The sequence below is a fragment of the Streptomyces sp. NPDC001781 genome, from assembly GCF_053596035.1.
Genome location: NZ_JBSFFI010000004.1, coordinates 22,344 through 45,053, shown reverse-complemented (window position 1 = coordinate 45,053; position 22,710 = coordinate 22,344). Strand labels below are relative to the sequence as shown.

At 72.3% G+C, this 22,710-nt stretch carries 22 protein-coding genes; 3 read left to right on the top strand and 19 right to left on the bottom strand.

Translation table 11 applies throughout. The features are described from left to right. Nucleotides 1-42 precede the first annotated feature (42 nt). Nucleotides 43-948, top strand: a complete 906-nt coding sequence (locus ACWCV3_RS04820) for a transketolase family protein (RefSeq protein ID WP_451218967.1) — start codon at nt 43-45, stop codon at nt 946-948. Here ACWCV3_RS04820 and ACWCV3_RS04815 read toward each other — a convergent pair. The 19 genes from ACWCV3_RS04815 to ACWCV3_RS04725 all read right to left on the bottom strand — a co-directional run bounded on the left by ACWCV3_RS04815 (nt 945) and on the right by ACWCV3_RS04725 (nt 19,019). After that, nucleotides 945-1,307 (bottom strand): MmcQ/YjbR family DNA-binding protein, encoded by a 363-nt coding sequence (locus ACWCV3_RS04815; RefSeq protein WP_451218372.1) that lies wholly within the window; start codon nt 1,305-1,307, stop codon nt 945-947. The two genes, ACWCV3_RS04820 and ACWCV3_RS04815, sit on opposite strands and share 4 nt — an antisense overlap. 40 nt (nt 1,308-1,347) lie before the next feature. Continuing rightward, complete coding sequence (locus ACWCV3_RS04810) at nt 1,348-2,253, bottom strand: LysR substrate-binding domain-containing protein (RefSeq protein WP_451218369.1); 906 nt, start codon at nt 2,251-2,253, stop codon at nt 1,348-1,350. A 30-nt stretch (nt 2,254-2,283) separates the two neighbouring features. Next, on the bottom strand, nt 2,284-3,483 hold the full coding sequence (locus ACWCV3_RS04805) for a glycine C-acetyltransferase (protein ID WP_451218366.1): 1,200 nt from the start codon (nt 3,481-3,483) through the stop codon (nt 2,284-2,286). 29 nt (nt 3,484-3,512) lie between these two features. Continuing rightward, nucleotides 3,513-4,541, bottom strand: coding sequence for an L-threonine 3-dehydrogenase (tdh, locus tag ACWCV3_RS04800; protein ID WP_451218363.1), 1,029 nt, complete (start codon nt 4,539-4,541; stop codon nt 3,513-3,515). Between the two features lie 193 nt (nt 4,542-4,734). After that, nucleotides 4,735-5,298 carry a GAF domain-containing protein gene (locus ACWCV3_RS04795; protein ID WP_451218360.1) on the bottom strand — a complete coding sequence of 188 codons (564 nt, stop codon included), beginning with the start codon at nt 5,296-5,298 and terminating at the stop codon, nt 4,735-4,737. Next, nucleotides 5,295-5,918, bottom strand: a complete 624-nt coding sequence (locus ACWCV3_RS04790; protein ID WP_451218358.1) for a GTP-binding protein — start codon at nt 5,916-5,918, stop codon at nt 5,295-5,297. Before ACWCV3_RS04790 ends, ACWCV3_RS04795 begins: the two co-directional genes overlap by 4 nt. Beyond that, entirely contained in the window at nt 5,896-6,267 is a 372-nt protein-coding gene (locus tag ACWCV3_RS04785) for a DUF742 domain-containing protein (protein ID WP_030816691.1), read from the bottom strand. The genes ACWCV3_RS04790 and ACWCV3_RS04785 overlap by 23 nt, the downstream gene beginning before the upstream one ends. A 2-nt stretch (nt 6,268-6,269) precedes the next feature. Then, a complete protein-coding gene (locus ACWCV3_RS04780) occupies nt 6,270-6,704 on the bottom strand; it encodes a roadblock/LC7 domain-containing protein (protein ID WP_451218355.1) in 435 nt (144 codons plus the stop codon). A gap of 83 nt (nt 6,705-6,787) precedes the next feature. Continuing rightward, complete coding sequence (locus ACWCV3_RS04775) at nt 6,788-9,097, bottom strand: ATP-binding protein (protein ID WP_451218352.1); 2,310 nt, start codon at nt 9,095-9,097, stop codon at nt 6,788-6,790. 521 nt (nt 9,098-9,618) lie between these two features. Then, on the bottom strand, nt 9,619-10,173 hold the full coding sequence (gene ssuE, locus ACWCV3_RS04770) for an NADPH-dependent FMN reductase (RefSeq protein WP_451218349.1): 555 nt from the start codon (nt 10,171-10,173) through the stop codon (nt 9,619-9,621). Nucleotides 10,174-10,208: 35 nt separating this feature from the next. Next, nucleotides 10,209-11,276 carry an LLM class flavin-dependent oxidoreductase gene (locus tag ACWCV3_RS04765; RefSeq protein WP_451218346.1) on the bottom strand — a complete coding sequence of 356 codons (1,068 nt, stop codon included), beginning with the start codon at nt 11,274-11,276 and terminating at the stop codon, nt 10,209-10,211. After that, complete coding sequence (locus ACWCV3_RS04760; protein WP_451218343.1) at nt 11,273-12,598, bottom strand: NtaA/DmoA family FMN-dependent monooxygenase; 1,326 nt, start codon at nt 12,596-12,598, stop codon at nt 11,273-11,275. The genes ACWCV3_RS04765 and ACWCV3_RS04760 overlap by 4 nt, the downstream gene beginning before the upstream one ends. Then, entirely contained in the window at nt 12,595-13,581 is a 987-nt protein-coding gene (locus tag ACWCV3_RS04755; RefSeq protein WP_451218340.1) for an LLM class flavin-dependent oxidoreductase, read from the bottom strand. The genes ACWCV3_RS04760 and ACWCV3_RS04755 overlap by 4 nt, the downstream gene beginning before the upstream one ends. 11 nt (nt 13,582-13,592) lie before the next feature. After that, nucleotides 13,593-14,573: an ABC transporter substrate-binding protein gene (locus ACWCV3_RS04750; protein ID WP_451218337.1), complete on the bottom strand. Its 981-nt coding sequence runs from the start codon at nt 14,571-14,573 to the stop codon at nt 13,593-13,595. Between the two features lie 36 nt (nt 14,574-14,609). Continuing rightward, nucleotides 14,610-15,374 (bottom strand): amino acid ABC transporter ATP-binding protein, encoded by a 765-nt coding sequence (locus ACWCV3_RS04745; RefSeq protein ID WP_451218334.1) that lies wholly within the window; start codon nt 15,372-15,374, stop codon nt 14,610-14,612. Beyond that, nucleotides 15,371-16,369: an amino acid ABC transporter permease gene (locus ACWCV3_RS04740; RefSeq protein ID WP_451218331.1), complete on the bottom strand. Its 999-nt coding sequence runs from the start codon at nt 16,367-16,369 to the stop codon at nt 15,371-15,373. The genes ACWCV3_RS04745 and ACWCV3_RS04740 overlap by 4 nt, the downstream gene beginning before the upstream one ends. A gap of 18 nt (nt 16,370-16,387) precedes the next feature. Continuing rightward, nucleotides 16,388-17,338, bottom strand: coding sequence for an ABC transporter substrate-binding protein (locus ACWCV3_RS04735; RefSeq protein ID WP_451218328.1), 951 nt, complete (start codon nt 17,336-17,338; stop codon nt 16,388-16,390). After that, a complete protein-coding gene (locus ACWCV3_RS04730) occupies nt 17,335-17,898 on the bottom strand; it encodes a GNAT family N-acetyltransferase (protein WP_451218325.1) in 564 nt (187 codons plus the stop codon). The genes ACWCV3_RS04735 and ACWCV3_RS04730 overlap by 4 nt, the downstream gene beginning before the upstream one ends. After that, the gene (locus ACWCV3_RS04725; RefSeq protein ID WP_451218322.1) at nt 17,895-19,019 is read right to left on the bottom strand and encodes an LLM class flavin-dependent oxidoreductase; all 1,125 of its coding nucleotides are present in this window, start codon (nt 19,017-19,019) and stop codon (nt 17,895-17,897) included. The genes ACWCV3_RS04730 and ACWCV3_RS04725 overlap by 4 nt, the downstream gene beginning before the upstream one ends. Nucleotides 19,020-19,599: 580 nt before the next feature. Between ACWCV3_RS04725 and ACWCV3_RS04720 the strand changes: the two genes are divergently transcribed. Together ACWCV3_RS04720 and ACWCV3_RS04715 are read left to right on the top strand one after the other, a co-directional pair. Then, nucleotides 19,600-20,589 carry an amino acid ABC transporter permease gene (locus tag ACWCV3_RS04720; RefSeq protein ID WP_451218319.1) on the top strand — a complete coding sequence of 330 codons (990 nt, stop codon included), beginning with the start codon at nt 19,600-19,602 and terminating at the stop codon, nt 20,587-20,589. Then, nucleotides 20,586-22,583, top strand: a complete 1,998-nt coding sequence (locus ACWCV3_RS04715) for an FAD/NAD(P)-binding protein (protein ID WP_451218316.1) — start codon at nt 20,586-20,588, stop codon at nt 22,581-22,583. Before ACWCV3_RS04720 ends, ACWCV3_RS04715 begins: the two co-directional genes overlap by 4 nt. The last annotated feature ends 127 nt before the right edge of the window (nt 22,584-22,710 follow it).

Here is a 22,710-nt window from a genome sequence, read left to right as displayed (position 1 = left end):
CCGGAAAAGGAAAGGTTCATCCTCGTGGAAACCACGGAAACCATGCGCGACCGGTTCGGCGCCGTCGCCTCCCGGCTGCTGGACGAGGACCCGCGGGTCGCGGTCGTCCTCGCCGAGATCGGCCGGGACGCATTCACGGGCGCCGCCCGCCGCCACCCCGACCGGCTGATCAACGTCGGCATCCGCGAACAGCTGCTCGTCGGCGCCGCCGCCGGGCTGTCGCTCACCGGGATGCGGCCCATCGTGCACACCTTCGCCGCGTTCCTCGTGGAGCGCCCCTTCGAGCAGGTCAAGCTGGACCTCGGCTACCAGGACACCGGCGCGGTACTGGTCAGCGCGGGCGCCTCCTTCGACTGGCCGGCCGGCGGCCAGACCCACATGTCACCCGGCGACGTCGCCCTCCTCGACACCCTGGACGGCTGGACCGTGCACGTCCCCGGCCACCCGGACGAGGCCGAGACCCTGCTCCGGCACGCCGTCGCCGCGGGCGACGACAAGGTGTACCTACGCCTCTCCCTCCAGCGCAACCGGCTCCCGCGACCGGTCGACGGCGCCCGCTTCCACACCGTGCGCGAGGGCCGCGCCGGGGTCGTGGTCGCGGTCGGCCCGATGCTGGACGCCGTCCTCGCCGCGACCGAGGGCCTGGACGTGACGGTGCTGTACGCGACGACCGTGCGCCCCTTCGACACGGCCGCCCTGCGCCGCGCCACCGAGGCGGCCGGCACCGACGTGGTGCTCGTCGAGCCCTACCTCGCCGGAACCTCCACCCGTGCCGCCGCGGAAGCCCTGTCCGACGTGCCGCACCGGGTGCTCGGACTGGGCGTCGGCCGCCGCGAGCTGCGCCGGTACGGCACGCTCGACGAGCACCTCGCGGCGCACGGCCTGGACCCCCGTGGCCTGCGGGAACGCATTGGCGCGTTCGTCAGGGCAGGCGCGGTCAGCGCCTAGTGGCGCTCCTGCGGCACCCCCAGCCCCGGATGCTCCTCCAGCAGCTGTGCGGGGGCCGCCTGGCGCCAGGAGTCGGCGAGGATGTCCCGGAGTTCGTCCTCGCCGTCCAGCGCCGAGAGTCTCGCCCGCACCCAGGCGAAGCCCGCTTCGTGGGCCGCGATCCAGAACTTCTCCGGCTCGGCCAGCACCAGTTCGTCCCGCTCCTCCTTCGGGCAGCGCACCGCCAGGGAGGTCTCCTCCTCCGGGAGCGTGGCGAACATCTTCCCGGCCACCCGGAAGGTGGGCATGCTCCAGGCCGTCTTCTCGGTCGTGTCCGGCAGGGACAGGGCGATACGGCGTACGTCTTCTGCGTCCGGCATGCGACGCACCGTAACCCCCTGCACTGACAACGGCCCCGGCTCAGCCCTCCGCCGCGGCCTGTCCGAGAGCCTCCAGCACCGGCCGGATCAGCGGATGCCCCTCCGCGCCCCGGCGCACGGCCGCGAACACGCGCCGGGTCGGGGCCACCCCGTCGACCGGCCGGACGACCACGCCCGTCAGGTCCATGCCGCGCAGCGCGGAGCGGGGCACGAGGGCCACTCCCGCGTCCGCCGAGGCCAGCGCGACCACCGCGCGGAAGTCGTCGGAGGAGTGCTCCAGGCGCGGCTGGAACCCGGCGCTCTCGCAGGCCAGCACCACCACGTCGTGGCAGGGGTTGCCGGGGTACGGGCCGATCCACGGGTCCTTGGACAGCTCCGCGAGCGGCACCTCCGCGTCATCGGCGAGCCGGTGCCCGAGCGGGACCACTGCGTCGAACGGCTCGGCGTACAGCGGGAGATGGGTCAGCCTGGGGTCGTCGGCGGGCGGAGCACCCCGGTACTCGACGGCCACCGCCACGTCGACCTGGCGGTCCAGCAGCATCCGGAGGCTCGCGTCGCCCTCGGCGTCCCGGACCCGGATACCTATGCCGGGCGCCGAACGGCCGAGCCGGGCCAGGGCGGGCGCCACCACCTGGGCGATCCCGGTGGCGAAGGCGGCGACGGTGACCGTGCCGGCCTCGCCCTTGCCGTACGCCGCCAGCTCCGCCTCGGCCCGCTCCAGCTGGGCCAGGACCGCGTTGGTGTGGCCGAGCAGGATCTCGCCGGCCGGGGTGAGCCGTACGCCCTTCGCGCCGCGCTCGACCAGGCGGTGGCCGGTCTCCTGTTCCAGCGAGGTGAGCTGCTGGGAGACGGCGGAAGGGGTGAGGTAGAGCGCGGCGGCCGCCGCCGTGACCGTGCGGTGGTCGGCCACCGCACGGAGGATGTGGAGCCGCCGCGCCTCGATCATGCCGCCATTATCGCAAGGCGGCCTCGCAGGTCAGCCCCGCAGTGCGGCACGGGCCGCGATGAAGGCGTCCACGGCGCGGTTCACGTCCTCGGTGGAGTGCGCGGCGGAGAGCTGGACGCGGACGCGCGCCTGGCCCTGCGGGACCACCGGGTACGAGAAACCCGTCACGTACACGCCGCGCTCCAGCAGCAGATCCGCCATGCGGCCCGCCTCGGACGCGTCGCCGATCATCACCGGGGCGATGGCGTGGTCGCCGGGGAGGATGTCGAACCCGGCCTCGGTCATGCGGGAGCGGAACAGCGCGGTGTTCTCGGCCAGCCGTACCCGCAGGTCGTCGGCGGACTCCAGCAGGTCGAGGACCTTCAGGGAGGCGGCGGCGATGACCGGGGCGAGGGAGTTGGAGAACAGGTAGGGGCGCGAGCGCTGGCGGAGCAGGGCGACGATCTCGGCGCGGGCCGCGACGTAGCCGCCGGAGGCGCCGCCGAGGGCCTTGCCGAGGGTGCCGGTGATGATGTCGACGCGGTCCATGACGCCGTGCAGCTCGGGCGTGCCGCGGCCGCTCGCGCCGACGAAGCCGACGGCGTGCGAGTCGTCGACCATGACCATCGCGTCGTAGCGGTCGGCCAGGTCGCAGATGTCGGCGAGGGGGGCGACGTAGCCGTCCATGGAGAAGACGCCGTCGGTGACGATCAGCTTGCGCCGGGCGCCGCCCGCGTTCGCCTCCTTGAGCTGGGTCTCCAGGTCGGCGAGGTCGCGGTTGGCGTAGCGAAAGCGGCGGGCCTTGGACAGGCGGATGCCGTCGATGATGGAGGCGTGGTTGAGGGCGTCGGAGATCACCGCGTCCTCGGGGCCGAGCAGGGTCTCGAAGACTCCGCCGTTGGCGTCGAAGCAGGAGGAGTAGAGGATCGTGTCCTCCTGGCCGAGGAACGCCGACAGGCGGGCCTCCAGCTCCTTGTGGACCTCCTGCGTGCCGCAGATGAAGCGCACGGAGGCCATGCCGTAGCCCCAGCGGTCGAGCGCCTCGTGGGCGGCGGCGATCACCTCGGGGTGGTCGGCCAGGCCGAGGTAGTTGTTGGCGCAGAAGTTGAGGACCTCACCGGGGCGGCCGCCCTGGGTGACCTCGACGGTCGCGGACTGCGGGGTGGCGATGACCCGCTCGGGCTTGTGCAGGCCGGCGGCGCGGATCTCGTCGAGGGTGGCGCGGAGGTCGTCGCGGACGGAGTCGAACATGGGGGCTCCTTCGAAGGTGCTGACGGGGGTTACGCGGTCCAGTCGAGGATGACCTTGCCGCCCTTGCCGCTGGCCGCGTCCTCGAAGGCCGCCTCGTAGTCGCGGTAGTCGTACCGGCCGGTGATCACGGGGGCGAGGTCGAGGCCGCCCTCCAGGAGGACCGACATGGCGTACCAGGTCTCGAACATCTCCCGGCCGTAGATGCCCTTGATGGTGATCATCGAGGTGACGATCCGGGACCAGTCCACCGGGAACTCCTGCGACGGCAGGCCCAGCATGGCGATGCGGCCGCCGTGCGTCATGTTGGCGATCATGTCGCGCATCGCCTCGGGGCGGCCGGACATCTCAAGGCCGATGTCGAAGCCCTCACGCAGACCCAGCTCCCGCTGACCGTCCGCGATGGTGGAACGCGAGACGTTCAGGGCCAGGCTCACCCCTATCTTGCGGGCCAGCTCCAGGCGCTCCTCGCTGACGTCGGTGACGACGACGTTGCGGGCGCCCGCGTGCCGGGCGACGGCCGCGGCCATCAGGCCGATCGGGCCCGCGCCGGTGATCAGCACGTCCTCGCCGACCAGCGGGAAGGAGAGCGCGGTGTGCACCGCGTTGCCGAACGGGTCGAACACGGCGGCGATGTCGAGGTCCACGGGGACCCGGTGCACCCATACGTTGGACGCGGGCAGCGCCACGTACTCGGCGAACGCGCCGTCGCGGCCCACGCCCAGGCCGACGGTGGAGCGGCACAGGTGACGGCGGCCGGCGAGGCAGTTGCGGCACTTGCCGCACACCAGGTGGCCCTCTCCGCTGACCCGGTCGCCCACTCGGATGTCAGTGACGTCGCGGCCGAGGGACACGACCTGCCCGACGAACTCGTGGCCGACGATCAGCGGGGTGCGGATCGCCTGCTGCGCCCAGCCGTCCCAGGCCCGGATGTGCAGGTCGGTGCCGCAGATACCGGTCCGCATGACCTTGATGAGCACGTCACCGGGACCCACTTCGGGCTCGGGCACGTCCGTGAGCCGGAGACCGGGCTCCGCCTTCTCCTTGACCAGCGCCTTCAACGCTACGGCTCCTGTGGGTGAGGCCCGGCCGTACGGGCTCGCCGAAGCGTCCGCACCGGGTCCGAGGGGTGGAATCACCTCGCAATCTGCCGTATGCGCCGACCGGAATCCATCGAGCTTTTCTTAACCGGCGCCACAGGTTTCCTTCACGCTTCGTGTTATCCGGCTCAACTCTGTTCGTATTTAAGTTCGTTCAGATAGGCAGACCGTCGTCGGCGGCCCGTTCGATGCGTGCGGCGAGTTCGGCCGCCATCCCCTTGATGGCCTCAAGCCCGGACCTGCCCCAGGTGCGCGGCTCGGTGTCGGCGGCACACACGGTGCCGAGCACCATGCCGGAGCTGTCGATCAGTGGGGCGCCCAGATACGAGCGGACGCCGAGGTCGTCGACTATCGGGTTGCCCGCGAAGCGGGGGTAGTCGCGGACGTCCTCCAGCACCAGGGCTTTGTGGCGGACGACCACATGGGGGCAGAACCCGTGTTCGCGGGGCAGTACCCGGCCGGTGCCGTCCTCCCGGGTGAGGGGCCCGGTGGGCGGGACGCTCAGGCCCGCGAAGAACTGCTGCTGCTCGCCGATGAAGTTGACCATGGCGTACGGCGCGCCGGTCACCTGGGCGAGGTGGTCGGCGAAGGCGTCGAGCGCCGGCTCGGCGCGTTCCCCGAGGCCGAGGCGGCGCAGCCGGGCGGTGCGGGCCGGGGCCTCCTTGTCCTCCGGGGTGAGCAGCAGACCCCGGACCCGGCGGGCCGGCTCGTACATCATGACCGCGCTCCCTGGACGGGGGCTCCCTGCAGGGGCGCCGGGACGTGGGCGAGCAGGTGGCGTACGAGGGTGAGCAGGGCCTGCACGCCGGAGCTGGAGATACGGGCGTCACAGGGGACGACGGGGACGGCGGGGCTCAGGTCGAGGGCGGCCCGCACCTCGTCGGGGTCGTACCGGAAGGCGCCGTCGAACTCGTTCACGGCCACGACGAAGGCGACGCCGCGTTCCTCGAAGAAGTCGACGGCAGCGAAGCACTCCTCCAGGCGGCGGGTGTCTGCCAGGATCACCGCGCCGAGGGCGCCCTCGGACAGTTCGTCCCACATGAACCAGAACCGCTCCTGGCCGGGCGTGCCGAACAGGTACAGGACGTGCCGGGGGTCGAGGGTGATCCGGCCGAAGTCCATGGCGACGGTCGTCTCGACCTTGTTCTCGACGCCGTCCAGGTTGTCGGTGGCCGCGCCGGCCGTGGTGAGCAGTTCCTCCGTGCTGAGCGGCGCGATCTCGCTGACCGCGCCCACGAAGGTCGTCTTGCCCACCCCGAACCCGCCCGCCACCAGGATCTTGAGCGCGGTGGGGAACGGGTCGGAGCTGTACGGGTCAGAGCTGTCGTCGTAGTCCATCGAGCACTGCCTCCAGCAGAGACCGGTCAGTGGGGTTGTGGTGGAACGCGGGGGGCTTGGTGGTCAGCGCCCCGCAGTCGACGAGGTCCGAGAGCAGCACTTTGGTGACCACGGCGGGCAGCCTGAGGTGCGCGGCCACCTCGGCCACCGAGACGGGCGCGCGGGACAGGTCGAGCGCCTGCGCGTGCTCGGGGCCGAGGTAGCCGAGCGGGGAGACTCCGGTGGCCATCACCTGGGAGATCAGGTCCAGCGCGACGCTGGGTTCGGTGCGGCCGTTGCTGACCGTGAACGGCCGCACCAGCCGGCCGGCCGCGTCGTCGAGCCAGGGCCCGTCGCCCACGGCGGCCACGCTCACGGCCTCATCGCCGTCGGGTCGGCGGCGGGCTGCCGGGGCGCGGTGACGAGGTACGGGCGGACGCTCTTGACCAGCATCGCCATCTCGTAGCCGAGCACGGCGGCGTCGGCCTCGCGGCCGGCGAGCACGGCCAGACAGGTGCCGGAGCCAGCGGTGGTGACGAACAGCAGCGTGGAGTCGAGTTCCACGACCACCTGCCGGACCTCCCCGCCGTCCCCGAAACGGACACCCGCGCTACGGCCCAGCGAGTACAGACCGGAGGCGAGCGCGGCCATGTGGTCGGCGCTGTCCGGGTCCAGCCCGTGCACGGCCCTCACCAGCCCGTCGCAGGACAGCAGCACCGCGCTGCCGGTGTGCGGCACGCGTTGCACGAGGCCGCTCAGCAGCCAGTCGAGGTCGGATGCGTGGGCGGTCGGCGCATCGCTCGCCATGGTGGATCGACTCCTTGGGGTACGGGGGGCTGTGGGAGCGGTGGGGGTCGCGGGGAGGGTGTGGGTCGGGGCGGGAGCGCGGGTCATACGGGGGGCGCGCTCCTGTCGAGAGGGCCGGGGGGCATGGGGTCCGGCTCCCTGTGGTCCGCCGACGTGGGGTGGGGCCCTGGGAGGGGCGGCACCGGGTGGTCCGACGACAGGTGGGACGACAGCAGGAGGCCCGACGCCAGGTGGTTCGGCTTCGGAGGGGGCGGCGCGGTGTGGTCGGGATCCATGGGCGTGGGGGCCATCCGGTCCGGCTCCATGAAGGGCGACGCCATGTGCTCCGGCTCCATGGGATCCGGTTCCATGGGGTCTGCGTCCATGTGGCCGGCTTCCATGTGTCCAGGCCCTGCGTGCCCAGCCTCCGAGTGGCTGGCCCCCCTGGACGCGGCATCCATATGGGGCGTTTCCACGGAGCCTGCCTCCCTGTGCGCGGCAGCCATGTCCCCGGCGCCCATGTGCGCGGGCTCCGTGTGCGGGGGCTCCGTGTGCGGGGGCTCCGTGTGCGGGGGCTCCGTGTGCGGGGGCTCCGTGTGCGGGGGCTCCGTGTGCGGGGGCTCCAGGTAAGCCGTCTCCACCGGCGTCCCCTCGTCACCGGTTACCGGTTCCCCGAAGTCCTCTCCCGCGGCCTCAAGACTCTGCTGGGACTCCGCGAGCCCGATCCCGCGCCGGAAGGCGGCCATCAGACCGGGGTCGTGACCCACGTGAGACTCGTTGTCCTGACGCGTCACGGGCCCGCCCCGGAGCTGCGGAACGATGTGCTCCTGGGCGCGGCGACGCGGCAGGGAGGGCCTCTGAGGACTCAAGGGTGCCGCACCGGCTCGCGGGGGCGGCAGCACTCCGGCGCCGGCGTCCACCACGCCGCGGTGCCCGGCACCGGCCCCGGGCACCGTCTCGGCGGGATCGGGCCGCTGCTCCTGAGCCCCGCGCAGGGGCAGCGGAGGCTGCGCGGCGGCTCCCGGGTCTGCAGCGGCGTCCCCACTCCCCCGCCGGGCCACCTGCCGATGCCGCCCCGTGGCCCGAGCGCTCGGCGTACTCGGCGTGGCGGTCCCCACCGCACCGGCCACCTCGGCCCCCGGGCCGGCGGCCGCGTGACCGGGTCCCGCCGCGGCCACCACCCCTTCGATCCCCGGCACAGTTCCCGCCGCGGTGCCCAACAGCCCCTGCGGCACGACCAGTACCGCCTGGACGCCGCCGTAGATGTTGGTCTGGAGGCGCACCGAGATCCCGTGCCGGCGGGCCAGTTGGGAGACCACGTACAGGCCGATGCGACCGTCCGCCAGCAAGCTGGCGACGTTGACCTGGTCGGGGTCGGCGAGGAGGGCGTTCATCCGGTGCTGTTCCCCGACCGGCATGCCCAGCCCGCGGTCTTCGACCTCGACGGCGAGTCCGGAGGTCACCAGGTTGGCGCGGAGCAGGACCTGGGTCTGCGGGGCGGAGAACACCGTGGCGTTCTCCACGAGTTCGGCGAGGAGGTGGATGACGTCGGCGACGGCGTGCCCGCGCAGTTCTCCCTCGACCGGCGGAACGAGTTTGACCCGCGAGTACTGTTCGACCTCCGCGATGGCGGAGCGCAGTACCTCGGTCATGTCGACGGGGTTGCTCCACTGGCGCCGGGAGACGGCACCGCCGAGCACGGCGAGGTTCTCCGCGTGGCGTCGGATGCGCGTGGCGAGGTGGTCCACGTGGAAGAGCCCCTTGAGCAGATCGGGGTCCTCGATCTCGTTCTCCAGCTCGTCGAGGATGGAGATCTCCCGGTGCACCAGCGACTGGAGCCGCCGGGCGAGGTTGACGAAGACCTCCAGTTTCTGTGCGTTGGCGGCCTGGCTGGACAGCTGGGCCGCGCGGACGACGGCGGTGACGGCGCCGTCGTGCGCGCGCGCCAGGTCGGCGGCGAGGAGCTCGAAGTCGTCGGCGTCCTCGGGTGGCCGGCGGCGCGGCTTTCCCCGTGGCGGCGGTTCGCCCCGGCGCAGCGCGTCGACCAGGGCGCGCAGGTCGGCCTCGCCGCGGGCGGCGTTGCGGCGCAGGGCGCCGACCCGGTCGCCGACGGAGCGGGCGGTGCGGTCGGCGGCCACGGCGGCGACGGCGACGGCGGCCCCGGCGACCACGACGGTGAGGGCGAGCACAGCCCAGAGGGCCAGGCCGGTGTGGGCGCCGCTGGAGCGCACCGTGAACACGACGGCCGCGGTGGCGGCGAGGGCGACCGCGACGGGCGGGAGTACGGCGAGCCGCACGAGCTGGAGGCGAATGAGCGTCTCGGGCAGTGCGGGAGCGGGTCGGGCGACCGGTCTCCCGTGTCGGCCGCCCTCTCGACGGTCGGCACGGGCGGCCGGTGCGCGGAGGTGAGACATCTGCGTCCTCGTACTGGTCCGGCGGGCCTGGCGTCGGAAAGAAAAAGGGGAAGGAAAGGGGCCCTGAGTTGTCCGACGGGAATTCACGTTAGTTGCCTGCGCGGCAGGAGCGGCGGGCAGTTGACAAAGTCTCCCGGCCTGCGTCCTGCTCTGGTATGAGGGGTCGTACACCCGATCGATAAAGCCCGTGAATTCCCGCGTCAGGAGAAAAGGAAAACGATCCTTATCGATCAGAAGAAATCGTTCCGCGTGACCCGTACATGATCGACATCGCGTACGCTCCCGTCCGACCGATGTGCACGATTACGCGGCAACTGGGTTGGACGAAGCACGACTTGGGGACGCACGGCGATACCGGCGCTGATCGGTGGACTGCTGCTGGCGGCGTTGCCGTGGTGGTCGCGCGGCCGGCCGGGCCCGGCACGACGGTCGGGATCGCCGGTCGGGGCGAGCGCGGTGCCCGCCCGCGCAGCGCCCTGGCCGGCGAGCCGGCGGGCGGGAGCGGAGCGGGCGCGGACCCGTCACCCGGTCGCGGCAAGCAGGGTGCGGCCGCCCAGCGCGACGGAGAACTGGTCGGTGATCTGGGCCAGTGCCTCGCCGGTGCCGGGGGCGACGGCCAGGGTGCCGTCCTCGCGCACCACTATGTCCTTGTCGAGAGTGAACCAGCCCTGGACTATATGAGCCGCGCCCATGGAGCTGAGCACCGGCCGCAGGGCGTAGTCAATGGCGAGGACATGGGCCGTGGTGCCGCCGGTGGCCAGCGGCAGCACCGTCTTCCCGGTGAGCGCGTACTGCGGAAGCAGGTCGAGGAAGGACTTGAGCAGTCCGGAGTACGCGGCCTTGTAGACGGGGGTGCCGATCACGACGCCGTCGGCCCGGTCGACCAGTTCGACGGCGGCCGCGATGGCCGGGTGCCCGGGATCGGCGCCGAGGAGTGCCTCGGCGGGCAGCCCGCGCACGTCCAGCGGGACCACCTGGTGCCCCTGGCGGCTCAGCCGCTCGTCCAGGTGGCGCAGCAGACGGCCGGTGCGGGAGGTGGCGGAGGGGCTGCCGGAGACGGACAGGACGGTTGCCATGGGGGACCTTTCGGGCGGGGTTCGGTGGGCGGGGGCTACGCCTGCTGCCACAGGGTGGTGGGCGCTTCCTTCCGCACAACGGGTGCGATCTCCTCGGCGAACCAGCGGAGCTGGTCGATCTGCCGGGGCAGGGACAGGCCGGAGCCGTCGACGGTGACGGACTGCAGGTCGTGCCGGTAGGCCGCGTGGAAGCGGAGGATCTTGTCGATGACCTGCTGAGGGCTGCCGATGAGGTGGGGCCCGTCCGCGACGGCCTCCTCCACGGTGCGGAACGGCGTGTTGTAGCCGGGCTTTCCGGCCAGGTGCGGCTTGTACGACTGGCGGACGCGGGCCTCGTAGAAGTCCTTGAACTCGGCGACGGCCTGCTGGCTGGTGCGGGCGATGAACAGGCCGCCGGAGCCCGCGCCGACGTAGGCGCCGGCCGGGTCGTGGCCGTGGGCGGCGAACCGTTCCCGGTAGTGGTCGACGAGCCGGGTGTACGCCTCGCGGGGCTGGACGGCGTTGGCACTGAACAGCGGGTCGCCGTGGCGGGCGGCCAGTTCCGGGGAGTTGAGGCTGGTGGCGGAACCGTGCCAGACACGGGGCGGGCGGCCCTCATAGGGGCGCGGCAGGGTGGTGACGCCGGTCAGCGGCGGGCGGAACCTGCCTTGCCAGGTGACGTCCTGCTCGTGCCAGAGCCTGCGCAGCAGCTCGTACTTCTCTTCCTGGTAGTCCCACTGGAGGCCCTCGTCCAGGCCGAAGAGGCCGAAGTGGCCGGCCTCGGCGCCCTTGCCGATGACGAGTTCGAGGCGGCCGCGGGAGAGCTGGTGGAGGGTGGCGTAGTCCTCTGCGATCCGTACGGGGTCGAGGATGGCGAGGACGGTGACGCCGGTGAGCAGCCGGATGCGGGAGGTGCGGGCAGTGAGCGCGCCGAGCAGCACGGTGGGGCTGGAGGAGAGGAAGGGTCCGGCGTGGCGCTCCCCGATCGCGTACGCGTCGAAGCCCAGTTCCTCGGCCGCGACCCCGGTGTCGACGATTTCGGTCAACCGGTCCGCGGCCGGTACCTGTTCGCCGGTCAGGGGGTGGGGGGCGTGACCGCCGATGGTGAGGACCTGGAACCTCATGTGGAGCCGTCCTCACGCGGTGCCGGACGGCTGAGGCCGAGATGGTCGCGCAGGGTGCGCCCCCGGTACTCGGTGCGCAGGACACCGCGTTCCTGGAGCAGCGGGACGACGCGGTCGACGAACTCGTCGAGGCCGCCGGGAGTGAGGTGGGGGACGAGGATGAAGCCGTCGGCCGCGTCGGTCTGGACGTGTTCGTCCATGGCGGCGGCGACCGAGCCGGGGGTGCCGATGAAGGACTGGCGGGCGGTGAGTTCGACGGCCAGTTCGCGGATGGAGAGGTGCTTCTCGTCGGCGAGGGCCCGCCAGCGGGCCGCGACGCCGAAGCGGTCGGCCATGTGGGCCCAGCCCTGGGCGAGTTCGCCGTCCGGCACCGGTTCGACATCCGGGAGCGGTCCGTCCGGGTCGTAGCCGGTGAGGTCGCGCCCCCAGACGTTCTCCAGCGTGGCGATGGCGGTCTGCGGGCTGACCTGCTGCTGCCGGATGTGCGCGGCGCGTTCCTGCGCGTCGGCCTCGCTGTCACCGAGGACGACGGTCGCGGCGGGCAGGATCCTGAGCTGGTCCGGGGTGCGCCTGTACCGGGCCAGGCGGCCCTTGACATCGGCGTGGAAGGCGCGGCCCGCCTCCAGGGTGCCGTGCCTGCTGAAGACGATGTCGGCGGTGCGCGCGGCGAACTCCCGGCCCTCGTCGGAGTCCCCGGCCTGGATGAGGACGGGGTGCACCTGGGGCGAGTGGGGCAGTGTGGCGCGGGCGGTGATGTCGAACTGGGGTCCGCTGTGCCGGACGGTGCGCGGGGTGCCGCCGGTGGGCCAGGAGCCCCAGAGGGCGCGGGCCGCCTCGACGAACTCGGCGGCGCGTGTGTAGCGGTCGGCGCGGTCGAGGTAGCCGCCGCGCCGGAAGTTCTCACCCGTGAAGGCGTCGGAGGAGGTCACGATGTTCCACGCGGCACGGCCCCCGGAGAGGTGGTCCAGCGAGGCGAACCTGCGGGCGAGTTCGTAGGGCTCGTTGAAGGTGGCGTTGACGGTGGCGGCCAGTCCCAGGTGCTCGGTGACCGCGGCGAGCGCGTTCAGCACGGTCAGCGACTCGGGGCGGCCCACCACGTCCAGGTCGTGGATGCGGCCCTTGCGTTCGCGCAGCCGCAGCCCCTCGGCGAGGAAGAAGAAGTCGAACCGGCCGCGCTCGGCGGTGCGGGCCAGGTGCCGGAAGGAGGTGAAGTCGATCTGGCTGCCCGAGTCGGGGTCACGCCAGACGGTGGTGCTGTTGACGCCGGGGAAGTGCGCGGCCAGGTGTATCTGCTTGCGCTGGGCTGGACTCGAGACGCTCACAGCGCGGCCTCCGTCCGTATGGTGTAGCGGCTTGCGGGGCGGGTCAGGCCGAGGTGGTCGCGCAGGGTGCGACCGGTGTGGGTGGCGCGGAACAGGCCGCGGGCGCGCAGCGCGGGTACGACGTCGTGGATCACGGCAGGCAGTTCCTCCGTGGGGTCGGTGAGGGCGAGGTGGAAGCCGTCCGTACCGGCCTCGGCATGCCAGTCGGCGAGCAACTCCGTGAGCCTGCCGGGGCTTTCGGCGATCCGTATCAGCACCCGCAGGTCGTCCCGGCCGGCTCGGCTCAGCAGCTCGGCGCGGGCCTCTCGGGCAGCGGCCGGGCTGTCCGCGTCCAGCAGGACGATCTCGGCGTGCTGGACGGCCGGCTCCCACCGCGGGTCGCGGCCCCGGGCGTCGAGCGCGATCGCGATCGGTGGCCGGCCCTGCGGTGGCCGGGGCACGATGGCGGGTCCCCGGACCGAGAAGTGCGGTCCCTCGAAGTCGGCGTAGTGCAGCTTGTCGCGGTCGATGAAGCGGCCGGTGCCGGTGTCCCGTATCTCCGCGTCGTCCTCCCAGCTGTCCCAGAGCCGGGCGGCGACCTCGGCGGCGTCGGCCGCCTCCGCCCACAGCTCGGCGTCGGGTGCGGGGGCGCGGCGTCCGACGGCGCGGGCCGCGTCCTCGGTGGTGGAGACATCGACGAGCCACCCCGCCCGGCCCTCGCTGACGAAGTCCAGGGTGGCGAGGGCGCTGGAGGTGTGGAAGGGCTCGGTGTGGGTGGTGGTGACGGTGGGGATCAGGCCGACGCGGCTGGTGCGGGCGGCGGCGTGGGCCAGTACGGCCACGGCGTCGAGCCGGCCGTCGCCGTCGGCGGGGTCCAGGGAGTCGTCGAGGGTGACGAAGTCGAGGGCGCCGAGTTCGGCGAGCTGGACCAGGCCGGTCCAGTGGGCGGCGGAGCGGGGCCCGGCGCTGCCGAGGCCGACGGAGAGATGGAGTTCGCGGGTCATGCTGTCCTCGCCTACTTCCCGGCCTTGGGCAGGCCGGGCGGGTTGATCTCGGACTTGGTCACGGCCTCGTCGGACAGTCCCCAGCGCTTGAGCACCTCCGCGTACGTGCCGTTGTCGATGACGTGGTCGAGGGCGTCGGCGAGCGGCTTGGCGAGACCGCTGTCCTTCTTCGTGGTGGCCGCGATGAGGCCCTGGAGGGTGGCGCCGGCGCCGGAGTAGGTGCCGACGACCTCGGTCTGGCCGGTGGTCGCCGCGTGGTAGGCGGCGGTGGGGTTGGGGCCGACGTAGACGTCGATGCGGCCGGAGCGGAGGGCGAGGTAGGTGTCGCTCTCGTCCTGGTAGTACTTGATGTGGATGGGCTCGCGGCCCGCCTTCTCGTTCTCCTCGCTCCACTCGACCAGGAGCTTCTCCTGGTTGGTGCCGCTGGAGACGGCGACGTTCCGGCCGGCGAGGTCGGCGGGGCCGGTGGCCTTCAGTCCGCTGCCCTTCTTCGTGGCGAAGCCGAGGTTGTCCTCGCGGTAGGTGGCGAAGTCGTACTTCTCCTTGCGTTCCTCGGTGACCGTGATGTTGCTGAAGCCCACGTCGTACTTGGCGCTGTCGAGGCCGACGAAGATGTTCTCCCAGGAGACGTTGTTGAGGTGCGGCTTGAGCCCGAGCACCCCGGCGACCAGGTAGGCGATGTCGGGTTCGACGCCGATGACGGTCTCGTTGTCAGTGGCGTGGAAGCCCAGTGGCGCGGCCGAGTTGGAGGAGTCGACGATCTCCAGGGTGCCTCTCTTCCGGATCTTCTCCGGTACCTCGGCGGCGATGGAGGCGACCTCGGGGGTGGTGATCCGGTGCTGGTCGGGGCTGAGGTTGATCTTCGTGGTGGTGCCCTTGCCGGCCGCGACCTCGGCAGTGCCGCCGTCGGTGGGGTTGGCGCAGGCGGCCAGGACGAGGGCGGAGGCGAGGCCGAGTGCGGGGACGGCGATACGGCGGGCAGTGGTGGGCACGCGTGAATCTCCTTAGAGAAAAGCGAGTTGGTGAGCTCAGAGGACCTTGGCGAGGAAGGCGCGGGTGCGTTCGTGCTGCGGGTCGTCCAGCACGGCCGCGGGCGGCCCCTGTTCGACCACGGTGCCGTCGTCCATGAAGACCACGGTGTCGGCGACCTCGCGGGCGAAGCCGATCTCGTGGGTGACGACGATCATGGTGGTGCCGGTGTGGGCCAGGTCCTTGATGACGTCCAGGACCTCGCCGACCAGTTCGGGGTCGAGCGCCGAGGTGGGCTCGTCGAAGAGGAGCACCTTGGGCTCCAGGGCGAGCGCGCGGGCGATGGCGACGCGCTGCTGCTGACCGCCGGAGAGCTGGCGCGGGTAGGCGTCGGCCTTGTCGGCGAGGCCGACCCGGTCCAGCAGTCGGCGCGCGGTCGCCTCGGCCTCCTTCCTGGGGCGGCGCAGCGCGGAGACGGGGGCTTCGAGGAGGTTGTCCAGCACGGTGAGGTGCGGGAACAGGTTGAAGTTCTGGAACACGAACCCGATGTGGGTGCGCTGCCTGAGGACGTCCCGTTCCTTCAGTTCGTGCAGCTTGTTCCCGGCACGGCGGTAGCCGACGAGTTCGCCGTCGATGCTGATCCAGCCGCTGTCGACCTTCTCCAGATGGTTGATGGTCCGCAGCAGGGTGGATTTGCCGGAGCCGGAGGGGCCGAGGATCACGGTGACCTCGCCCGCCCGTACGGTCAGGTCGACGCCCCGCAGGACTTGAAGCGGGCCGAAGCTCTTGCGGACGCTCCGTACGTCCACCATGACGTCGTTCATGAGCTCTCTCCGGGGTGAAGTGCGGTGACCGGTGCTTCGCGCCGGGCGGCGGCCGCGCGCAGGTCGCGCAGGAAGCGGCGGATCCGCTGGAACGGGGTGGGCGGTGGGGTGCGGTCGGCGCCACGGGCGTAACGGCGCTCCACGTAGTACTGGGCGACCGACAGCAGCGAGGTCAGCAGGACGTACCAGGCGGTGGCGACGAGCAGCAGCGGGATGACCCGGCCGTTGCGGCCGTAGACGACCTGGACCTGGTAGAACAGCTCGCCGATCGCCATCACGTAGACCACCGAGGTGCCCTTGAGCAGGCCGATGATCTCGTTGCCGGCGGTGGGCAGGATGGCGCGCATGGCCTGGGGCAGGACGATCCGGCGGATCTGCCGCAGCCGGGGTATGCCGAGCGCGGCGGCGGCCTCACGCTGTCCGGAGTCGACGGAGAGGACTCCGCCCCGGACGATCTCGGCGGCGTAGGCGGCCTGGTGGAGGGTGAGGCCGATGACGGCGGCGCCGATGGTGCCGATCAGACTGTCGCTGTCGACGGACCACAGGACGGGCCCGAACGGGATGCCGACGCCGAGGCGTTCGTACAGGGCGCTCAGATTGAACCAGAACACGAGCTGCACGATCATCGGGATGGACCGGAAGACCCAGGTGTAGGTCCAGGCGACGGTCTGCAGCACGGGGCTGCGCGAGAGCCGCATGAAGGCGAGCACGGTGCCGAGGAGGAAGCCCAGCACGGTCGCGTAGGCGGTGAGTTGGAGGGTGACCCAGACGGCCTGGACGATCGTCTCGGACAGTACGTACTCGCCGAAGACGCGCCACTCCCATACCGGGTTGGTGGCGAGCCCGTGCGTGAACTGGGCGACCAGCACGAGGACGGCGGCGGCGCCGGCCCAGCGGGCGGGGTGCCGGGCGGGGACGACCTCGAAGGCGGCCGGGTCGGCGGGGGGCGGCACGCGGGGCGCCGCCGGGGCGGTGTCGGGGGCGGCGGTGGTCATGGTGGGTTCCGTCGCTTCTCAGGCGTGCTCGGGCGGGCTGATCCGCGAGCTGTCGATGGCGGAGCCGGTGGTGCCCCACTTCTTGAGGATGCGGTCGTACGTGCCGTCCTTGATCAGCTCGTTGACGGCCGCCTGGAACGCCCTGGTCAGCTTCGAGCCCTTCTTGAAGGCGAAGCCGACGTCGAGGCGGTGGTACTCGCCGAGGAACGTGGTGTGGGCGGCAGGCTGGGCGGCCTGGTGGCGCAGTCCGTTGATGGTCGACATGATCACGTCGATCCGGCCCTGCTGGAGCGCGGTGACGGTCGCCCCGTTCTCCGAGTACACCTTCACCTCGTACGGCTTCCTGCCGGCCCTGGCGCACACCCCCTTCCGCGCGGCGAGCGTGGCCTCGAAGGTGGTGCCGGCGTTGATGCCGACGGTGCGGCCGCAGAGCTGGGTCAGCTCGGTGATCTTCCTGCCGAAGGAGGTGTCGCCCTGCTTCACGGCGAAGCCCTGGCCGTCGTCGATGTAGGTGACGAAGTCGATGGTCTTCAGCCGCTCGGTGGTGACGCCGAAGTTGCCGGTGCCCACGTCGTACTTGCCGCTGCCGAGGGCGGGCAGGATGGTCTCGAAGGAGGCGTCCTGCCGCTCCAGCCTGATCCCGAGCACCTTGGCGACCGCCGAGGCGATGTCGATGTCCTGGCCCTGGGGCGTGCGGGAGCCGTTCGGGTAGTACGCGGAGGGCGGCGCGCCGACCGAGCTGCCGATGCGCAGGGTGCCCGCGGCGCGTACGTCGGCGGGCAGCAGGGCGGCGGCGGAGCCGACCTTGCGGACGGCGGCCACGGGGTCGGCGGTCGGGGCGGGCGAGCCGCCCGCGGTGGTCGTGTCGGCGGGGTCACCGGAGCCGCATCCGGTCAGGGCCAGCAGGGGCAGGAGCGTGGCGGCGGCCACGAGCGGGCGCGTGCGGCCTGGGATGCCGGGGAGCTTCATTGGGCGGTGGCCTTTCCGGTGCGGTGGTCTTCCTCGGGGTGTCCGAACTCGGGGTGTCCGGTCCCGGCGGGCCTTTCGAGGTGTTTCTCGAAGGGCAACGGGCCGATGGACTCCGGGTCGGCCTCGGTGTCGAAGAGCGGTCGGTAGCCGGTGTTCAGGTACAGCGCGCGGGCCTCGGGCTGGCGAGGTCCGGTGGTCAGGTGGATCCTCCGGTAGCCGCGGGCGCGCGCCTCGCGTTCCAGCTCGGCGACGACCTCGCGGGCCAGGCCCCGGCGGCGGTGGCGGGAGTGGGTCCAGATCCGCTTCAGCTCGGCGGTGTCCGCGTCGTACCGGCGGAAGGCGCCGCCCGCGACGGGTGCGCCGCCCTCCAGGATCAGCAGCAGGACACCGCCGTGTGGCGCGGTGAACTCCTCGTCGGGGTAGCGGGCGAGTTCGGCGTGGGCGTCCCTGCCGTAGCGGGCGGAGTACTCCTCGCCGAGTTCGCGCAGCAGGGGGCGTACCCGCGGATCGGAGACGGCCACGTGGACGACCGACCGGGCAAAGAGGGCGGGCGGGCTCACTCGCCCACCGCCGTGAGCGGGCCGGTGCCGGCCGCGCGGGCGGCGTCCCGCTTGGCGACCTCCTCGCGGACGAGGGGGATGACGTGACGGCCGAAGTCGATGGCGTCGCCGAGGAGGTCGTAGCCGCGCGCGGAGAGGATGTCGACGCCGAGGTCGTAGTAGTCGAGCAGCGCTTGGGCGACCGTCTCCGGGGTACCGACCAGGGCGTTGGAGTTGCCCGCGCCGCCGGTCGCGGCGGCGGTCGGGGTCCACAGGGCGCGGTCGTAGCGCTCACCCGCCTCGGCGATGGCGATCAGGCGCTGCGAGCCGGCGTTCTCGGGGGCGCCGCCGCGGTGGTGGCGCACGAGACCGCCCTCGCGGCGCTGCTTGATCGCGCCGACCGTACGGTGGGCCTTCTCCCAGGCCAGCTCCTCGGTGGGGGCGATGATCGGGCGGAAGGCGACCTGGATGCGGGGCACGTCGGTGCGGCCGGCCTCGCGGGCGGCGGCCTTGACCTTCTCGATCTGCGCGGCGGTCTCGGCCAGGGGTTCGCCCCACAGGCAGTAGATGTCGGCCTCCGCGCCTCCGGCGGCGTAGGCGGCGGGCGACGAGCCGCCGAACGAGACGCCGGGGCGCGGCTGCTGGACGGGGAAGACGTCGCTGACGAAGTCGTGGAACCGGTAGTGCTCGCCCTCGTGGTCGAACGCCTCGCGGGTGGTCCAGATCTTCTTGACGATCCCGATGTACTCGCGGGTGCGGGCGTACCGCTCGTCCTTGGTGAGCGTGTCGCCCTCCCGGCGCTGCTCATGGTCGTTGCCGCCGGTGATGAAGTGGACGGTGAGCCGGCCGTCGCTGATCTGGTCCAGCGTGGCGAAGGTCCTGGCGGCGAAGGTGGGGTACGAGACGTTGGGCCGGTGGGCGAGCAGGAGCTGCAGCCGGTCGGTGCGGGCGGCGATGTACGCGGCGGCGGGCGCCGGGTCCGGGGAGCCGGAACCGTAGGCGAACAGCACCCGGTCCCAGCCGTGGTCCTCGTGGGCCCGGGCCAGGCGGAGGGTGTAGTCCTTGTCGAAGGCCGCGCCCGAGCGCGGGGTGGTTTCGGAGCCGTCGTTGGTCGCGGCTATGCCGAGGAACTCCACTGGCATGAGTGAGCCTTTCCGGCGAGAGAGCGCAGGCAGGCATGGCTGAACTGCTCTACGCGGCAGACAAGTTGATGAATCGTCAGAATTGACGTCAGAAATGCGGCGTGACGACGGCAGGCGTCGGGTGAAACGGTGCGGCGGCAGCGCGCGGAAGGGTGGGCATCGGCCCGCGCCGGGGTTGCGCCGGCGGAGGGAAAGGGCCGGTCAGACGGCCCGCTGCCGAGTCAGGCGCAACACGAGGACGACCACACTCGACCGAAGTCGATGTGATCGCGCGTGACCAAGCGCTGCTGGGCATCCATGCGGTCAATTGAGCAGTGCGTCTCGCTGTTCGTCAACCCATGACCGCATGCCGGACCACAACCGAGGCGGCGCCGGGGGCGGTTACCGGAGGTGTGGTTGACAGACGTGTGCCGTACACCCATACGATCGACGGCGGACGGGTCTGCCACGCGGCGGGCACCTCCGGTCGCGTTGAGGGACGCGGCACGTGACGACGCAGGCCACCGGCCGCACCGTACGCGAGTACGTGTGCCACCGGACGGTCGCCCACGTCCGCACCTCCCTACCGGAGCGTCTACCGATGGCCACGCCTTCCGATGTCACCTCCCCCTCCCTGCCGAAGCTCCCGGCGGCCGCACCGCCCTGCGACGGCGCCGAACTGCCCCGGATCGTGCCGCGCCGCCGTCCCGGCCGCTGGGCGGCCGCGGCCGTCGCGCTGCTGGCCCTGGCCATGGTCCTCAACTCCGTGGTGCGCAACGACGCCTTCCAGTGGCACGTGGTGGGGCAGTACTTCACCACCGCGGCCGTGCTCGACGGGCTGCTGCTCACCCTGTGGCTGACGGCCGCCGTGATGGTGCTGGCGTTCCTGCTCGGCACCGGCATCGCAGTGCTCCGCCTCTCCACCAACCCCGTGCTGCGCACCCTGAGCTGGGGTTATGTATGGATCTTCCGCTCGACCCCGCTGCTGGTGCAGTTGCTCTTCTGGTTCAACATCGGCGCGCTGTACCCGACGCTCGGCCTGGGCGTCCCCTTCGGCCCCGAGCTCGTCACGGTCAGGACGGTGAACCTGCTCGGGCCGACCCTGACCGCGCTGATCGGTCTCACCCTGCACGAGACGGCGTACGCGGCCGAGGTGATCCGGGGCGGCATCCTCTCCGTGGACTCCGGACAGACCGAGGCGGCGCAGGCGCTGGGCCTGGGCAGATGGCGCACCCTGCGCCGGATCGTCGTTCCCCAGGCGATGCGCTCCATCGTGCCGACGGCGGGGAACATGCTGATCGGCACCCTGAAGGGCACCAGCATCGTCAGCGTACTGGCCGTGCACGACCTGCTGTTCTCCGTCCAGTTGGTCTACAACCGGACCTACCAGGTCATCCCGCTGCTGCTGGTCGCCACCCTCTGGTACATCGCGGTGACGTCGGTGCTCGGCGTGGGTCAGTACCACGTAGAGCGGTACTACGGCCGGGGCGCCGCCCGCGCCCAGGCGCCGGGTCCGCTCGCCCGGCTCGGCCCCCGGCTGACCGCGCTGCGCGCCCGGACCCGCAGCGTCTCCCTGGGCGGTGACCGGTGACCACGCGCACCCTGGTGATCGTCGGCGCGGGACCGCGCGCCACCGGGCTGCTGGAGCGCGTCGGCGCCAATGCACCCGAACTCTGGTCTGGGGCAAACGAGTTGCGCATCCATCTGGTGGATCCGCATCCGCCCGGACCGGGCCGGGTCTGGCGGCACGATCAGTCACCGCTGCTGCGGATGAACTCCATGGCCGAGGACGTCACCATGTTCACCGACGAGACCTCCACCGTGGACGGCCCGGTGCGCCCCGGCCCGTCGCTGGCCGAGTGGGCGGCTCAGTTCTCCGCGCCGGACACCCCGCGCTTCGCCCCGTACGCGGAGCCGGCCGACCCGGAGGTGCTCGCCGAACTCCGCACCCTGGACCCGGCCGGCTTTCCGACCCGGCGCACCCAAAGTGCCTATCTGGACTGGGTGTTCCGCCGGGTGCTGGCCGATCTGCCGCCCTCGGTGACCGTCGAGTGGCACCGCACCACCGCGACCTCGGTCACCGGTCCGGCGGACGGTCCCCAGGAGGTCGGTCTGGCCGGCCGGAGCGAGCCGCTCCGCGCCGACCTGGTGATCCTCACCCAAGGCCACCTGGGGTCGACTCCCGCTCCGGCACATCGCGTTCACGCAGACTTCGCCCGCCGGCACGGGCTCTTCCATCTGCCGCCCGCCTTCTCCGCCGACGCGGGCCTCGCGGGACTGCGGCCCGGTGAGGACGTCGTACTGCGCGGCTTCGGGCTGGCGTTCGTCGACCTGACGGTGCTGCTCACCGAGGGCCGGGGCGGCTCCTACCGGGCCGGGCCGGACGGCACGCTGACCTATCTGCCCTCGGGCCGCGAACCCGTGCTGCACGTCGGATCGCGGCGCGGTGTGCCGTACCACGCCAAGACCGGCTACCGGCTCCAGGGACCCCGGCCGCCGCTCCCCCGCTACTTCGGCCCGGAGGCGGTCGACGTGCTGGCCGCCGGGAGCGGTGCGCTGGACCTGCGACGCGACGTGTGGCCGCTGATGGCCAAGGAGATCGGGTTCGGCCACTACCACGAACTGTTCCACGCCCACCCCGGACGCACGGCGATGCCCTGGCCCAGGTTCCTGGCCGCCTACGACCGATCCGGCTGGTACTCGGCCGAGTTGGCCCGGCTGGTCGCCACCGCCGTACCCGACCCGGCGGACCGGCTGGACTTCGAGGCGCTGGACCGCCCGCTGGACGGCCTCGTCTTCGACACCCCGGACGCCTTCCAGGAGCATCTGCGCGCCTACGTCCGCCGGGACGTGGCCCGCCGCGAGGACCCGGAGCACAGCGCCGACCTCGGCGCGTTCCTCGCGCTGCTCTCGATATACGGCCAGCTGCCCGGCCTGGTCGCCTCCGGACGGCTGACGGCACGCTCCCTGGCGGACGGGCTGGACGGCTGGTGGCAGGGGTTCTTCAGCTTCCTCGCCTCCGGTCCGCCCGGCTTCCGGCTGCGGGAGCTGGACGCGCTGTCCCGCGCCGGTGTGGTGCGCTTCCTCGGCGCGGACATCAGGGTCGGCACGGACGAGGCCACCGGCACCTTCACGGCGACGAGTCCCACCGTGCCGGGTCACACCGTGCACGCGACCGCCCTGATCGAGGCGTATCTGCCGGGTCCGAACCTGGAACGCACCGAGGACCCGCTGCTGCGGCACCTGCACCGCACCGGCGCGCTGGCGGAGGAGGAGGTGGCGGACGCCACGCACCGGCACCGGTCCGGCCGGATCACCGTCTCCCTCGCCGACGGCCATCTGATCGACCCCGGCCTGGGGCGGCCGCACCCCCGCCGGATCGCCCTGGGCGCCCCGACCGACAGCAGGGCCGTCGCCGCCTTCGCTCGGCCCCGCACCGACGCGCCCGCCTTCCGGCAGAACGACACGGTGGCCAGGGCGGTGCTGCGGGCGCTGGACACCGAACCCGAGCCACATGTGTGCGGGCCACATGTGCCGGAGCCGCAGGTGGCGGGTCCGGTCGACCGTGCCCGCGTCGGAGGCTGACGGACGAGCGGGCTGTCCGGACGATGACCGGGCAGCCCGTTTCCGTACCTGCGCCCGCGGCGCCACCGGGATGTCGCCGCGCAGGATGATCCTGTGCGTCACCCGGTGCCGGTCGTCGTGGTCGCGG

What these genes read in the sequence shown, in the direction of transcription:
- ACWCV3_RS04745 (WP_451218334.1), bottom strand. Translation starts at nt 15,374, where the DNA reads ATGAACGACGTCATGGTGGACGTACGGAGCGTCCGCAAGAGCTTCGGC.
- ACWCV3_RS04815 (WP_451218372.1), bottom strand. Translation starts at nt 1,307, where the DNA reads ATGCCGGACGCAGAAGACGTACGCCGTATCGCCCTGTCCCTGCCGGAC.
- ACWCV3_RS04755 (WP_451218340.1), bottom strand. Translation starts at nt 13,581, where the DNA reads ATGACCCGCGAACTCCATCTCTCCGTCGGCCTCGGCAGCGCCGGGCCC.
- ACWCV3_RS04740 (WP_451218331.1), bottom strand. Translation starts at nt 16,369, where the DNA reads ATGACCACCGCCGCCCCCGACACCGCCCCGGCGGCGCCCCGCGTGCCG.
- ACWCV3_RS04725 (WP_451218322.1), bottom strand. Translation starts at nt 19,019, where the DNA reads ATGCCAGTGGAGTTCCTCGGCATAGCCGCGACCAACGACGGCTCCGAA.
- ACWCV3_RS04765 (WP_451218346.1), bottom strand. Translation starts at nt 11,276, where the DNA reads ATGAGGTTCCAGGTCCTCACCATCGGCGGTCACGCCCCCCACCCCCTG.
- ACWCV3_RS04810 (WP_451218369.1), bottom strand. Translation starts at nt 2,253, where the DNA reads ATGATCGAGGCGCGGCGGCTCCACATCCTCCGTGCGGTGGCCGACCAC.
- ACWCV3_RS04805 (WP_451218366.1), bottom strand. Translation starts at nt 3,483, where the DNA reads ATGTTCGACTCCGTCCGCGACGACCTCCGCGCCACCCTCGACGAGATC.
- ACWCV3_RS04820 (WP_451218967.1), top strand. Translation starts at nt 43, where the DNA reads ATGCGCGACCGGTTCGGCGCCGTCGCCTCCCGGCTGCTGGACGAGGAC.
- ACWCV3_RS04775 (WP_451218352.1), bottom strand. Translation starts at nt 9,097, where the DNA reads ATGTCTCACCTCCGCGCACCGGCCGCCCGTGCCGACCGTCGAGAGGGC.
- ACWCV3_RS04780 (WP_451218355.1), bottom strand. Translation starts at nt 6,704, where the DNA reads ATGGCGAGCGATGCGCCGACCGCCCACGCATCCGACCTCGACTGGCTG.
- ACWCV3_RS04735 (WP_451218328.1), bottom strand. Translation starts at nt 17,338, where the DNA reads ATGAAGCTCCCCGGCATCCCAGGCCGCACGCGCCCGCTCGTGGCCGCC.
- ssuE (WP_451218349.1), bottom strand. Translation starts at nt 10,173, where the DNA reads ATGGCAACCGTCCTGTCCGTCTCCGGCAGCCCCTCCGCCACCTCCCGC.
- ACWCV3_RS04790 (WP_451218358.1), bottom strand. Translation starts at nt 5,918, where the DNA reads ATGGACTACGACGACAGCTCTGACCCGTACAGCTCCGACCCGTTCCCC.
- ACWCV3_RS04720 (WP_451218319.1), top strand. Translation starts at nt 19,600, where the DNA reads ATGGCCACGCCTTCCGATGTCACCTCCCCCTCCCTGCCGAAGCTCCCG.
- ACWCV3_RS04795 (WP_451218360.1), bottom strand. Translation starts at nt 5,298, where the DNA reads ATGATGTACGAGCCGGCCCGCCGGGTCCGGGGTCTGCTGCTCACCCCG.